This window comes from Shewanella sp. 10N.286.48.B5 (genome assembly GCF_002874355.2).
Taxonomy (GTDB): Bacteria; Pseudomonadota; Gammaproteobacteria; order Enterobacterales; family Shewanellaceae; genus Shewanella.
In genome coordinates this window covers 74,937-88,616 of record NZ_MCVG02000003.1, presented here as the reverse complement: position 1 = coordinate 88,616, position 13,680 = coordinate 74,937, and the positions used below count along the sequence as shown (strand labels likewise).

10 protein-coding genes are annotated in these 13,680 nt (G+C 43.5%); 5 read left to right on the top strand and 5 right to left on the bottom strand.

The features are described 5' to 3' along the window. Positions 1 to 277: 277 nt before the first annotated feature. Both BCU57_RS17255 and BCU57_RS17250 read left to right on the top strand, forming a co-directional pair. Positions 278 to 1,228: a LysR family transcriptional regulator gene (locus BCU57_RS17255; RefSeq protein ID WP_102440312.1), complete on the top strand. Its 951-nt coding sequence runs from the start codon at positions 278 to 280 to the stop codon at positions 1,226 to 1,228. Between the two features lie 112 nt (positions 1,229 to 1,340). Further along, positions 1,341 to 1,766: a DUF6491 family protein gene (locus tag BCU57_RS17250; RefSeq protein ID WP_102440311.1), complete on the top strand. Its 426-nt coding sequence runs from the start codon at positions 1,341 to 1,343 to the stop codon at positions 1,764 to 1,766. A 48-nt stretch (positions 1,767 to 1,814) separates the two neighbouring features. Here the strand turns inward: BCU57_RS17250 and BCU57_RS17245 are convergent, their stop codons facing one another. From BCU57_RS17245 to BCU57_RS17230, 4 genes are all read right to left on the bottom strand, one after another. Next, the gene (locus tag BCU57_RS17245; RefSeq protein WP_102440352.1) at positions 1,815 to 3,365 is read right to left on the bottom strand and encodes a ShlB/FhaC/HecB family hemolysin secretion/activation protein; all 1,551 of its coding nucleotides are present in this window, start codon (positions 3,363 to 3,365) and stop codon (positions 1,815 to 1,817) included. 397 nt (positions 3,366 to 3,762) lie between these two features. After that, entirely contained in the window at positions 3,763 to 4,983 is a 1,221-nt protein-coding gene (locus tag BCU57_RS17240; RefSeq protein WP_102440310.1) for a threonine/serine ThrE exporter family protein, read from the bottom strand. Positions 4,984 to 5,319: 336 nt separating this feature from the next. Further along, complete coding sequence (locus BCU57_RS17235) at positions 5,320 to 6,654, bottom strand: spinster family MFS transporter (RefSeq protein ID WP_102440309.1); 1,335 nt, start codon at positions 6,652 to 6,654, stop codon at positions 5,320 to 5,322. A 36-nt stretch (positions 6,655 to 6,690) separates the two neighbouring features. Then, positions 6,691 to 8,238, bottom strand: coding sequence for a M81 family metallopeptidase (locus BCU57_RS17230; protein ID WP_102440308.1), 1,548 nt, complete (start codon positions 8,236 to 8,238; stop codon positions 6,691 to 6,693). A gap of 330 nt (positions 8,239 to 8,568) precedes the next feature. On the opposite strand from BCU57_RS17230, the gene BCU57_RS17225 reads away from it, so the two are divergent. Further along, positions 8,569 to 10,749, top strand: coding sequence for a TonB-dependent receptor (locus BCU57_RS17225; protein ID WP_102440307.1), 2,181 nt, complete (start codon positions 8,569 to 8,571; stop codon positions 10,747 to 10,749). Positions 10,750 to 10,943: 194 nt separating this feature from the next. Here BCU57_RS17225 and BCU57_RS17220 read toward each other — a convergent pair whose 3' ends face one another. Then, complete coding sequence (locus BCU57_RS17220; RefSeq protein WP_102440306.1) at positions 10,944 to 11,663, bottom strand: Crp/Fnr family transcriptional regulator; 720 nt, start codon at positions 11,661 to 11,663, stop codon at positions 10,944 to 10,946. A 309-nt stretch (positions 11,664 to 11,972) separates the two neighbouring features. On the opposite strand from BCU57_RS17220, the gene BCU57_RS17215 reads away from it, so the two are divergent. Together BCU57_RS17215 and BCU57_RS17210 are read left to right on the top strand one after the other, a co-directional pair. Further along, a complete protein-coding gene (locus BCU57_RS17215) occupies positions 11,973 to 12,344 on the top strand; it encodes a RidA family protein (protein ID WP_102440304.1) in 372 nt (123 codons plus the stop codon). Positions 12,345 to 12,379: 35 nt separating this feature from the next. After that, entirely contained in the window at positions 12,380 to 13,636 is a 1,257-nt protein-coding gene (locus BCU57_RS17210) for a D-amino acid dehydrogenase (RefSeq protein WP_102440303.1), read from the top strand. Positions 13,637 to 13,680 lie beyond the last annotated feature (44 nt).

Genomic DNA, 13,680 nt, shown 5'->3' with positions numbered 1-13,680 from the left:
TAAGTTTAATTTCTCGACGTAATTGTTGAGTGATAGCCATTTTTTCTCAGGGCAAAGATAAGCATAAGGGCTTGAGGGAAGTTATTGATACTGAGCAATCGTAAACTTGAAGCTTATATCAACTATTAGGCGGCGACTTTGATTGGATTCAGTTTGGCAGCAAGCTATGATTAGTTTAATCAACGTTAGCTGAGTACGCTTATTCGAGCTTATTCAAGCTTATTCAAGCTTATTCAAGCTTATTTGAAGTTGCTTGAAGCTTCCAAGGACATGATAAATGCAATCGATTACTAAACAGCTGAGTCTTTTTCTTGATGTGGTGCAGCAGGGTTCGTTTACTAAAGCGGCGGCATTGCACGATATGGATAACTCGTTACTGTCAAAGCAAATCAAAAAGTTAGAAGCCGAGTTAGGGGTGCAATTACTGAATCGCTCAACGCGCTCGTTTTCATTAACCTCAGCAGGGGAAGAGATCCTCGAACAAACCCAGACTTTATTAGATACCCTAAATCAAATCCAAAATATTGCCGATTCATACCAGTCTGAGCCAAAAGGGATTATTAGAATTACCTCGTCTATCTTCTTTGGTCAGGAGTATCTGCAACCTGTCATCAGCCAATTTATGAAGCAATACCCCAATGTAAAAGTTACCCTGTCATTGGATGATAAACGCGCCGATATTATTTCTGATCACTTTGATGTGGCTTTTAGGATTGGCAAGCTCACAGAGTCGAATTTGATTGCTAAAAAAATTGCTAATACTCACTTTGCCATCTTGGCTTCAGAGGCATTTTTGGCGGAGCATGGTCACCCGCAAACCCCAGAAGAGTTAATTCAATTGCCTGCGGTTATTTATAGCAATGGTAATGTCATCTTAGATCAGATGCGCTTATCCCAGCAGCCCCATGGCGAACAGTTTAAAAACTATAAAATGCAGGGGAATTATAAAGTCAGCGATGTCAGAACCATTATTGAAGCGGTGAAGGATGGCTTAGGTTACACTCATATTGATTTATTTAATTTAAATCAGTCGATTACTGAGCTTAAATTAGTGCCATTATTAACCCGCTATTCACTTTCCACTATGGATACTGGCATATATGCTGTCTATCCGCATCGTAAGCAAACCCTGCTAGTGAGTGAGTTTATTAAAGCGGTGCAGCAATATATTGGCACGCCACCTAAGTGGGTTGAACACGTACCGAATTATAAAAACTTATATAAATAAACTGAAACTAATTTTAGTGATGGTTATTCACTGTAAGTGAAAAATGTGGTGTAAGTGGCTGTTTTTGAAGGTGTTTGTTTTCGGTCGTAATGAATTAAAAGGAGGGTATACCATGTCTGTAAACAAGTTGATGAGCTTAGGATTCATGCTATTACTTACTGGCTGCGCCGCAACGCAAGCCAGTAAGCAAAAAGCGGCCATGTATCAGTTTGATGAGTTACAGCAGGTTAACTCGATTAGTCATTTTCGACTTGATAGTTGGCGCAGTATCGATAGCCGTAGTTTATTTATTGACGTGCGCCCAAGGCAAAGTTATTTACTGGTGCTTGATGGCATTGATAATAATTTGCAGTTTGCACAAGCCTTATTGGTCTCATCGAAACTGGGGACAGTTGAAGCGGGTTTTGATACGGTATCGACCGCGGCAGAGCCGCAATTCACCACCCGAATAAAAAGCATCTATCGCATTGATGATAAACAGCAAGAACAGCAAGTGAAACAAAAAATAGCAGGCTTTTCAGCGGTTAAAAAGCCTTAGTGGTTAGCGGATAAAATTAAGCTTGCAGCAGTAACGACAAGTGTCAGTTTAAAAACGATTTTTCACTTGAAAGCGCCACTCCCAATCATCGACATATTCGCCGCTGGTAAAGGGCACCGCGAAATCAATATGGCCGACACTACCGTAGCTGGATTTTGATGAATACACTCTGGCACCAATGCCAATGCTGCCAATGGGGGCGTTGACTTCATTATTGTCATCAGGCCCGCCAAACGCCTGTCCAATATCCACAAAGGTGGCCCAGCCAAGTTCAGCAAGTTGATATAAATTGATGTTGGGATAATAGCGGACTTCTCCTGTGAGCAACCATTGATTATCACCATATTGATAGTCGTTAGGATAACCTCTTACCCCTGTATCATCGCCTAGGGCAAAGGGGTCATCGAGGTAATTATTTTGCGAGCTGGCTAAGCGGGTTTTAGCGTAGGCGGTCCATTTAGGGTTAATGTGGTGGAAGTATTCACCTTGGATGCTGATATTATAGTAATCGGCTTGGCTGGTGTTAAAGCTGGCTTCACCAGTAAGATTAAATAAGAATAAATTATCTTGTTGTTGATAGCCTCGACTGCTACTGACCGTTAGGTGATAGCCTACAGAAGACTCTTCGGCGACATCGCGAGTCTCAATGCCTAATTGCACAAAGTGACGCCAGCCTAAGTTAAAGTCCTCATGATTATTAATTAGATGGATATTAGTAAACACCTTATAATCATCTTGTAAGTATTCATAACTTGCCCAAGGGTATAAAAAGTCTCTGTCTTCAGGCAAGGCTTGATTTGGGAAGGTCTCACTGGGCTCAAATTGGTGTTTATCTTGGGTAAAACCTAAGCTAATTCGCGATAAATCCGCCTCTGTTTTATCAATAAGCCAGCCATAGCCGATAGCGGCATAATCGACATTATGCTCAAACTCATTAACGTCTTGGCCATTTTGTCTTAAGGTATCAATACGTTGATCGGTTAAGTATTCTGCGAAATACCTATCGGGGGTATCTAGTGAGTAAAACGGCTTATTAAAATACAGTTGGGTTGCTTGACCATCACTATTATCATACCAATTGGCAGCAATTGTGGCGTGTTTGATGAATTTTAGTGGTGCTGAAATGCCAAACTTATAACCGGTTCGATCAGCATTTGATTGATATTTAAAGCGGGTTTTAATGCCGCGTCCCATCAAGTTATCTTCTTTTATCCCGACAGAAAACTTAGTTTCACCACCGCTAGAGCTTAAGCTGAAGGTGGGCAAGAGTGACCAATTATCCCAGGTTTCCACCACCACAGTATCTTGCTCATTCTCTGCGCTAGGATCTTTTTCTGCGAGATAAATTTTGGCTTCTCGCAGGTAAGGCTCGGCTCGCAGTAAGCGCTGGGATTCTGCAAAGGTTTTTTGATTTACCTCATCGCCTTCAGTGAACGTAAGCTTATCGAGGATCGTTGCTTCAGTGGTGTTGATATGTAGCCAGTTGGCCCAGTGGTGAATAAAGAAGGCATCAGGGTCTGATTCATCAAAAATAGCATTGCTCTGCACGATAATGTTATCGACAGTAAAGGGGGTTGACTGGTTTTTGCTGTTTGTCATTACCAATGCCGAGGCTGAATGCTGCAGGTTGTTAATTTGCTCAGCATGTGCCGCGGCGATAGAGATAATCAAGGTAATAACAAGGATAATGGCTAAAGCGCAATTAGCGCGAATTATCACAATATTATTAGTTTTTATTATGGTACCTACTCAATTATTTATAGAAGGGATAGCTAATTAAGCTATTGAGTAAATAGCATTTAAAATTTCAACAGCTGAAATTAAATGCCTTATCTTAGTATGGCGGGTATTTTGAATTTCGCTGCTTTTTTGCGTAAAAATCAACAAGGGAGCGATGTGCTCCCTTGTTGGTGTTGCCGAGGGCCTTTTTTAGAGGGCCATTTTAAAAGGGCGGTTATATAAGAGGCTATTATATAAGAAGCTATTATTTAAGAAGCTATAAACTTCGCTTTGGCGGTACGATGACGTTAGCGAATATAAGCCCAGCAATCAGTGACATAAAAATCAAGAACACTTGTGAGCCAATATGGGCCTGATTGAGCATGGTTTCACCTGAAATCATTGCGTTTAAGCCGATATAGGTTTTACTGCCAGGCACCAAAATAACAATGCCTTGAAGTAGGGCAATGGATACCGGTGCTTTCATCCAACGGGCAAATAAGTTGGAGTAAATGCCCACCGCCAGTGCGCCGACAAAAATACCAATAGACTCGCCTAAATATAAGCCGCCAATCATGGCTGAAAAATACGCCACGATACCGGCAAAAATGCCCCAAGGTGAATCCTTAAGGCGGGCTTTAAAGATAATCACTAACGCCATTGAGAGTAATGGCACCGCCGCCCACGAGGCATAAATTGGTAGCGCGTAAGGCTCAATATGCACTGATTCGCCAAACATGACTTTACCCAGTGTCATGCCTAATACGGCGCCAAAATACAGCTTAAACAGCAGCATCATCGCATCCATAATTCTGGCTGTGCCTGAGATGAGATCCCGCGCGGCTAACTCCGCAAGCCCCAGTGTTAATGCTAAACCGGGAATAAAAATAATAATCCCAGAGAGGATCACCACAGGAATATTAATACTGGGGTCTAATATGGCAATACCGCAGGCAAGAATCGCACATATCACCGCCGCAAGGGGCTCAAGCATTTCTGCCATTCGTGACGAGCGCTCAGCCCAAAAAACCATGCCATAAACCAGTAGCCCTAGCATGGCTGACCAGAACACATCATTCCAACTGGTGTCCATCAGCATCGCAAAAGCGCCGGCGCTGACGCCAAAAGACAGCAAGGTTAATTTATGGCCGTAAGGGTTAGGCTTGTTGGCAATTTCTTCTAGGCGATTAAGGGCTTCGGTTAAGGTGCGCTGACCTGTGGTTAGCTCTTCAACTAAATCAAACGTGCGGGCAAGGGAGCCTAAATCTAACTCCCCTGGTTTGACCCGCGCCACATGATTATATTCTTGCTCAGTATCATGCTGTAACACGAAGGTCATTGAAGTGGGCGAGATCAAAAAATAGCCTTCAATCCCCAAGGTAGTAGAGACCGTTTGTAAATGGGACTCAAGGCGATATGCCGGGGTGCCAAATTTGTGCAACGCCTTACCTAATCTTATGATAAATCGGCGTTTTTCAATGAAGTTGTCATCGTTCATTTTGCATGGTCACTCTAGGGTAAAAGGGAGTCGTTATTTGGCGCGCATAGTAACCGAAATGTGCTTTACTGAATACCTACATTTGGCTATTTTTACGATTTTATCAGTCGGTTAAAAAGCATTGGCATAATTTAGTTTATACATACTGTAGACCAGAAATGTTTAAGCTGAGGTATTAACGCTCAAAGCGCAGGTCAAAGGGGGGATTAAAGGCAGAGGTTAGCGACGAGCCATGTTGATTTTTTGGCTGTAAAACCAGCAAGCAGACAGGTATCTATGATGGCAATGTTATAGCTAACGGCCTAGGTATTACCTAAGCCGTTGATGACAGGTTAATTAAAGCGACTGACTGTCTTTAACGATAGTGCTAGATGCTTTAAATAAATGAATCGCACCCCATGCCAAAATAATCATTGAGATACTGAGGGAATAGCGCAGTGATTGCTCGCCAAACTGTGGTACTAAAGCGTCACTGACCATGCCAACCACTAATGGTCCAAAGCCTTGACCTAAAATTGCCATACACAGCATGGTTAGTGCCACGGCCATGGCTTTCATTTTAGGCCCTGCAACGGTTTGCACTGCGGCAAATGATGGCCCAGTCCCAGTTGATAAGGTAAATACCCCTAAAAATAATAGCCCCAGTGCCAGCGTTGAGTTAGCAACTAAAAAGCTGCCGATAAAGATTGGAATGACAATCACAAAGCAACATGCGGCCCATTTGACTTCCCAGCGCTGATCTTTAGCAATAATCTTAGGGGCTAAAAACGCCCCTGCCAAGGTACCAAATAAGGTACCAAAGCCCATTACCGAACCATAAAGAACACCGACTTCTTCAAGGCTCATGTGATGGGTTCGGATTAAAAATGACGGTAGCCACTGCACAATGCCATAATTACCAAACGCGCCCATAGATAGCCCTAACATCAGGTTTCGATAGGTTCTTTGTGTTAGCAGATGTTTGATGGTCGCAATAAGGTTGAGCTTATCATTATCAGCATTGATGAGCGGATTGCTGACACTATCTAGGCCTCTGTTATCTTTTACTGTCAGCCAAACCACCAAGCCCACGATTAAACCGGGCAGGCCCATAAAAATAAAGGTCATTTGCCAACCCACACTGTTGGCCAGTAAGCCGCCTAAAATTAATCCCGCTAAAATACCAACGGTGCCGCCAGCTTGGAAAATACCAATCGCAAAGGCTTTTTGTTTACCGGGAAATAAGTCCCCCAGCATGGCGTGACTGGCAGGAATACAGCCTGCCTCACCCACTCCGACGCCAATTCTGGCTAATAGTAGTTGAATGAAGTTAACTGACATACCGCAAGCTGCAGTCATGGCACTCCACAGCGCCACACTAACAGAGATGATCAATGGACGATTATATTTATCTGCCAGTCTGGCAATGGGAATACCAAACACAGCATAGAAAAAGGCGAACGCAAAGCCGGTTAACAAACCTAGTTGCGTATCAGAAAGGCTTAAGTCGTGCTTTATTGGTTCGATTAACACCGACAATACGAAGCGGTCCATATAAGCCAAGGCGCACACTAGCGCCAGCATAAACAGCACATAATAGCGATTGGTCGCCTTGCTATCTTCGGCAGTTGTGGGCCGGTTTTCGGCGTTTAATGCGCCATCGTCGCTGATGACATTGCTGGAACTTTTCATAAATGATCCTTGTTATTATTGTTATCGGCGAAGCGTTTACGCGCTAATGGGAAAGCTGGCATCATTATCAATGGGATATATAGGGTGCGTGAGCTTGGTATGCGCAAATTCGCCCACTCTGGCGGTGGTAAGCCCGGGTGAGTCAGCCATCAGTAAGTGATCACTTACTTTTTGGTAGAAGGCGCGCCAATGTGCTGATGATTTAACGCAAACCACATCGTATTCATAAATATCAATTCCGTGGGCACGCCCCGATACATCGTCAAAAGCTTGGCCTAAGCCTGTTTGCACAATCACATCCACTTGGCCAATGCTGAGTCTTACCGAAGGACCTAAATCGAAGCTGACACCGTTTAACATCGGCCCACGAATGGTTTCTATGCCATCAGAAATTGATTTAACGTAAGCCGTGCATTCAATTGGGGCGCCACTGCGAAGTGGATCTAACTTACCACCTAAATTGACACTAATCGTTGCGCCAACACCCGCCTCAATCGCTTGCTTTACCACTTGGGGGTCGCGAATGTTAAAAAAGGCCACTTTACCCAAGTCGGTGGTGAGAATTTTACTCAGCAAATGGGTTGTGTCACCGGTACAGCCGCCACCGGGATTGTCACCGATATCTGCAATCACAATCGGTTTATTATCATTTTCCCAAAAAGCGGCGGGGGCTTGATAGCGGCCTTTAGTGGCAAGAATATCGGTTGCGATGGCAATGGTTTGATCGACATTAGGTGGCAGATTAAGGCTGAGTTGTCTGTTGTCCCAAATCCATTGGGCAAATTCAGTGGCAATTTGCTCAGCTAACACAATATCGTTGTCAGTGGTCACTAATACATACATGCCGCAATATTCAGTGTCTTGATAGGGAAAACCGTGCATTAGCGAGCAATTGAGTATTTGAGGATTTTCTTCATAGGCAAGGCACTTATCGCGGATTAAGGTGCCAAAGGTACCTGCCTCCATGGTGGTTGAAGGCGGCAATAAAATCGGAATTTTCTGGTAATTCATGGTGGGCGTCAGTTGATTTAAAAAGGCGCTAACCCCAGTGAGTAGTGCTTCTTTGGCGCAAGGATTAAAATCTACGTGGGCATATTCTTTACAGGTGGTGTAATAGTCATATTCACGAGCAATAAGATCTGTCACTTTGCCATGTAAATCAGTTGAGGCAACGATTTTGGTGTCAACCCCAACGACCTCGCGGATGGACTTAGCCAGATCGCCTTCTAAATCTGAGGTGCTTTGGACGATACCTGCGCCATGAACCATCAAATAAAATACATCGACTGGCTCATTGGCTAATGTTGATAACAGCTGCTGCTTGACGGCGGCATAAGCATCGTCGGTAACTGTGCCGAATGTGGTGTTAACGTGCATGAATACTGTTGGGACGATTTCCCAGTCATTTTCGAGACAGGCATCAATAGCGCCGCCCATGGCAGTACCCGCAAGCTTTAATAGCGCTTCACCTTCATACACCACTAAATCTTTAAGGGTTGTCGGCCCAGTTAACTCTGTGGCATAGGTGTTTGTTTCATGAAATAGCCCACCGATCCCCACGCGAATTTTATTTGAATCTTTCATGCCACCACCAACTTGTAATCAAAACGTTAACGTTAAGATAGGGGCTTAAGCAATCACCACACTGTCACATTGATTACATTTGCTGAACATTATGCGCCGAAACAGCAGTTGTCAGTCCAGTGACAAAGACGCTGCTGGCAAATGTTAAGATGAAATCTTTTTGTTCGTTGCGTGAAAGTTGCCACTTTGTAATCTAGGTGACAGATTGCCTCTAATCAGTTTGTTACCCCTAGATAAAGGCAAAGTTGTTGAGTTGCGCAGTTTGGGAGCGTGCTGTTTTTTGCTTATAAAAATAATCCAATAAACAAAAATAAATAAACAGGTGCGACGATGAAGAGAACACAATTAGGTATCGCAATTAGTGTGGTTTTGCTGGGGCTTTGTGCTCCAAGCTATGCACAAGAAAATGACCCTACGCAACAAGACAACGCCACAGGTATTGAAGTCATTCAGGTGACATCACAAAAACGCGCCCAATCAATTAATGAAGTCCCTATTGCCATCAGTGCCATGAACGAGACCGATATTGAAAGGCTAGGCGCGCAAGATGTGCGAGACATGCAATTTAGTGTGCCGAACATGATTGTCACTGGCTACATAGAGTCGTCACCATCTTTTGGTATTCGCGGTATTAGTGATCGCTCACGTAATCCAGGTTACGATAACCGCGTTGGGGTATATATTGATGGCGTTTGGGTTGGGCGCTCATCAGCTGCTAACCAATCCGCGTTAGATGTTGAACGTGTTGAAGTATTGCGCGGCCCTCAGGGAACCCTATTTGGTAAAAATACCGTTGCTGGTGCGATTAATATTATTACTAAGCGACCACATTCAGATGAGCTGAGCGGGCGTTTAGGTGTGGATATTGGCAATTTTGGCCTGCAAAGCTATAACGGCAGTATTAATGTTCCATTTTCTGAAGATTTTTCAGGGCGCTTGTCAGTGACGAAAACCGATCGTGATGGTTTTGTTGAAAACAGCGATCCGCTGGGGGTGATCCTCCCAGCAGATAAATTTGTTGATGAATTCAATAATAAAGATGAGCTGGCAACCCGAGCGCAATTTTATTGGCATGCGGGTGAGAATACCAACGTGTCGTTAAGCTTTGATTATGTTGAAAATAAAGCCAACGTATTACTGGGTGAAAAAGTCGATGATCCACTCGCACCGGATGTCAATGTGGTGTCATTAGATTCAAGCCAAAGGTTAGATAGCACCATTAAAGGCAGCGGGCTGACCATTGATCATACCTTTGCCAATGATTTCCAATTAACATCGGTTACAGGTCTACGTAGCTCAGAATGGAACTTAAGTGATGTGGATGAAGACTATTCGCCACTGCCCTATGCCTTTACTGAATTTCAAACAGAAGACTCAACTCACTTCTCTCAAGAGTTAAGACTCGCTTCTCCTGCCTATGAAAGCTTTGATTACATTGTTGGCGCTTACTACCTAACCCAAAGTATTGAGGGTGACTCAGATGTCCAAGCCTTTGCACCTGCACTTAACCCAGCTGCGCCACCAGTGTATGTTGGTGCTAGCCGTGTAGCTGATGTTGATGCCGATTCATATGCGCTATTTGCCCACGGTAATTATCGAGTTACTGATCAGTGGAGTATTACCGCAGGTCTTCGTTACACCTATGAAGAAAAAGCCATTGATTACACCATTGTTGATACTTCAGGCTTGTTTACTAATTTATCAGCCAAAGAGTCACGTGACGCATCAGATGTATCACCTACGGTGAGCTTAAATTGGATCCCTGTTGAAGATTTACTGCTATTTGCCCGCTATTCTCGCGGCTTTAAAAGCGGTGGTTATAATGCCGACTTAATCAATGATGCCGAAGCGTTACCCTTTGAAGATGAGTCAGTTGATTCTTATGAAATTGGCTTTAAGTCGCCATTTTTAGATAACACCTTAAATCTAAATGCCAATGTGTTTATCTCACAACATGATGATTATCAGGTGCAAAGCTTTACCCAACTGCCATCAGGTGGCACGGCTATCACCATAACCAACGCCGCTGAAGTTGAAAGTAAAGGCTTTGAGCTTGAGCTGCAATGGCAACCTATCGACAGTCTACAGTTGTGGGCAAACTATGGTTACACTGATGCTGAATTTAAAGCTTTTCCAGAGCCAGCAGGCCCTGGTACTGACTTCTCAGGTAATCAATTAGCTGAAGCGCCTAAATATACCTATGGCATTGGCGCTGAGTATCGTTATTCACTGAACTATGGCGATTTTGTGGTTCAGGCTGATTACTTCAAACGGGATAAGTTTTACTCAAACCCAGATAATGCCGTCAGTAACTTAAACCAAGAGCGCGGTGAAAGCGCTGCAAGAATTGGCTTTGAAGCTGAGTCAGGCGCATGGAATGTGTTCTTATGGGGTAAAAATCTGGCAGATGATGTGTCGCAAATTCATAACTCGACCTCATTTTTGGGCATAGGACGTGCTCAGTACAGCCAGCCAAGAACCTATGGCGTTAAAGGACAATATAAGTTTTAGCCTTGCAGGTGTAACCTTGGTCTAGCTAACGCTTAACCTTGGTTTTGACGATAAATAAAAAGCGCAGATTATTTTATAATCTGCGCTTTTTTGATGCTATTTAACTTAATGTTTAAAGTGAGCCATTAACTTCAACTCGTCACTGCAGTCATTAACTCATCCCATAACTTGCGGGCAATTAAGCCTATTTACGCCTATGACGCGATGGCTTTAACAGCCACTTGAGAGGTGATCATTTTATCCACCCCAGATATTTTGACTAACGGCTTAGAATCTAAAATACGGATTTTTCCATAGTGATATTCAATAAACCCGGCATCTGACCAATCTTTCAGTAACTTGTTAATGGCCTGACGGGTCGCACCTACTGAAGAGGCTAACATCTCTTGGGTAAATTCAAGCTCTTGGCAAGCAGAGTTAGGAACATTAGTGGCTGAAAAGGCCAGTAAAAATAATATTTGATTGGCTAAGCGGCGCTCTAAATTAAAAAATAACCCATACTCATACATGTTAAACACCTCTCGAATACGATAGGCCACATGCTCACACAGTGTTTTATAAATAATGGGATATTTTTCAGTTAATTGCTCGAAGTCCTTCGATAAAATTTTACCGACTTTGACCTCACCAATGGCGATAACATCTTGCGGACGTACATCATTATCAATAGCGGATAAAAAACCGATGCAATCACCTTCGCCATAAATCACATAAGTGGCTTCTTTACCATTGTCTGCAATAACTCTTAGACGGACCGTACCACTGAGTATTTGATATTGACCCGCGCCAGCACCTGATTCACCTTTTCTGTAAATGTGCTCTCCATCACTAAAGTGTTTTATTTTAAATGTAGCGGTTACTTCGTCTTGAATGTGTTGCGGCAATAACGCAATCCAATTAGCTGTATTCGACATACTAGAGCTCACTTTGGTTATTATTTTTAGTATTTATGCTGAAATTGACGGCCATATTTTATTGTTATATTGGCTTTTTTCTTGTAAAAAATTTAGCCATCACCCTAAAAGGCTGCTAATTATATCTACCATGACTGAGGTCGACAGCATAGTAATAAATGGTGCTAATTTGTTACATGCGGGTGCAGTTAGTGTTTTTTTATTAACAAGAGTTACCCAAGTGTCATCTTGATTGCAGTGTTGGCCAAATAATTACTCCTATAATGATTTTTAATCATCATGACATCATTGATATAAGGTTGAATTTAAATGGCTAAACAAGTATTAGGTAACAATGCCTTAGGCTTACCTTTCTCTCCAGCAGTTGCTGCTGGTGGGTTTATTTTTTTATCTGGGCAGATGGCGTTTGATCAGAACAATCAACTAGTGGATGGTGATATCACCGTGCAGACCAAGCAAGTGCTAACCAACATCAAAAACTTATTGGCAGAGCAAGGTTTAACGCTGGACGCCGTTGTAAAAAATACCATTTGGTTAACCCACGTTGAAGATTTTGCCGCCTTTAATCAGGCCTATGCTGAATTTTTTCCTAATAATCCTCCTGCTAGAGCGACTGTGAGATCTGATTTATTGATCCCGGGTGCGCGCATTGAAATTGAAGCGTTAGCGATAAAAGATTAGCCACCAATTAGCGCTGTAATGCTTGAGGGGAAAACATGAATATCATTATTATTGGTAGTGGACTGTTGGGCTTGAGCACGGCTTATCAGCTACATACCCAAGGTCATCAAGTCACTGTGATCGATCGACGTGAAAGTGCAGGCCTTGAAACCAGTTTTGCCAATGGCGGCTTACTGACCCCTAGTTTGTCAGATCCTTGGAATGCACCAGGTGTGTTCTTTAATATGCTAAAAATGATTGGCAAAGAAGACTCGCCATTACTACTCAGACCTAAAGCATTACCCTCGCTGGCATTGTGGGGGCTCTCCTTTCTAAAAAACTCTCGCCGTAAAACCTACGAGCAAAGTATTTTTCGTAACACCCGCATGGCGAAATACACCCTAGATGTGCTTGATGATATGACCCAAGCAATCGGTTTGTCTGATCTGGGTGGTGGCAGTGGCACCATTAAGGTCTGTCGTCAGCAACAGGAGCTGGATGAAGTGCTGGCCATGGCCGAGTTTCTTCAGCCTGAAGCGGTTAAGTTCACTATGCTCAGCCGTGATGACACCTTTAAACTTGAGCCTGCATTAGCCCCGCTAAAAGGTAAGGTTGCGGGGAGTATTTATTTTCCTGAAGATCGCTTTGGCGATGCCCATCAATACTGTGTTGAGCTAACAACTTACCTTGAAAAAGCAGGGGTGCAGTTTTTATATAACACCACAGTGAACGATATTATTAAGCACCAGGGCAAAATCACCCACATTAACACTAGCCAAGGCCAGTTAGATGCCGATGCATTTGTATTGGCTGCAGGCAGTTACACGCCGTTATTAGCTAAACAAGTGGGCGTTAATATTCCGGTTCGCCCCTGTAAAGGTTATTCATTAACCCTAGCGCTTGATGGCTGGCAGGGCGGGCCTAGCATGCCTGTGATAGATCATTCGCTGCACGCTGGGGTGGTGCCGCTAGGGAATCGAATTCGGGTGGCGGGTACGGCAGAGTTTAACGGTTATGATACCCAGTTAAATCCTGGGCGGTTGCAGAATCTTTATGATTTATTGCAGGCGATTTATCCTGAATCTAGCGCTTTTGTGAACCCTGAAACCACCAAAAGTTGGACGGGTTTACGACCGGTGTCAGCATCGGGTGTACCGCTAATTGGCCGCTCAAAAATTGATAATTTATATATTAATACTGGCCATGGGCATTTAGGCTGGACGATGGCGGCAGGCTCTGGCAAGGCGCTTGCAGACCTTATTAGTGGCGAGCGCCCTGAAATATCTCTCGCTGATTACGCAGTTAATTGCTGAGTTAATTGCTGAGTTAATTGGACAGGGTAGCAAACCTGAATGGC

Coding starts and splice junctions, on each gene's coding strand:
- BCU57_RS17255 (WP_102440312.1), top strand. CDS start 278: ATGCAATCGATTACTAAACAGCTGAGTCTTTTTCTTGATGTGGTGCAG.
- BCU57_RS17250 (WP_102440311.1), top strand. CDS start 1,341: ATGTCTGTAAACAAGTTGATGAGCTTAGGATTCATGCTATTACTTACT.
- BCU57_RS17245 (WP_102440352.1), bottom strand. CDS start 3,365: ATGACAAACAGCAAAAACCAGTCAACCCCCTTTACTGTCGATAACATT.
- BCU57_RS17240 (WP_102440310.1), bottom strand. CDS start 4,983: ATGAACGATGACAACTTCATTGAAAAACGCCGATTTATCATAAGATTA.
- BCU57_RS17235 (WP_102440309.1), bottom strand. CDS start 6,654: ATGAAAAGTTCCAGCAATGTCATCAGCGACGATGGCGCATTAAACGCC.
- BCU57_RS17230 (WP_102440308.1), bottom strand. CDS start 8,238: ATGAAAGATTCAAATAAAATTCGCGTGGGGATCGGTGGGCTATTTCAT.
- BCU57_RS17225 (WP_102440307.1), top strand. CDS start 8,569: ATGAAGAGAACACAATTAGGTATCGCAATTAGTGTGGTTTTGCTGGGG.
- BCU57_RS17220 (WP_102440306.1), bottom strand. CDS start 11,663: ATGTCGAATACAGCTAATTGGATTGCGTTATTGCCGCAACACATTCAA.
- BCU57_RS17215 (WP_102440304.1), top strand. CDS start 11,973: ATGGCTAAACAAGTATTAGGTAACAATGCCTTAGGCTTACCTTTCTCT.
- BCU57_RS17210 (WP_102440303.1), top strand. CDS start 12,380: ATGAATATCATTATTATTGGTAGTGGACTGTTGGGCTTGAGCACGGCT.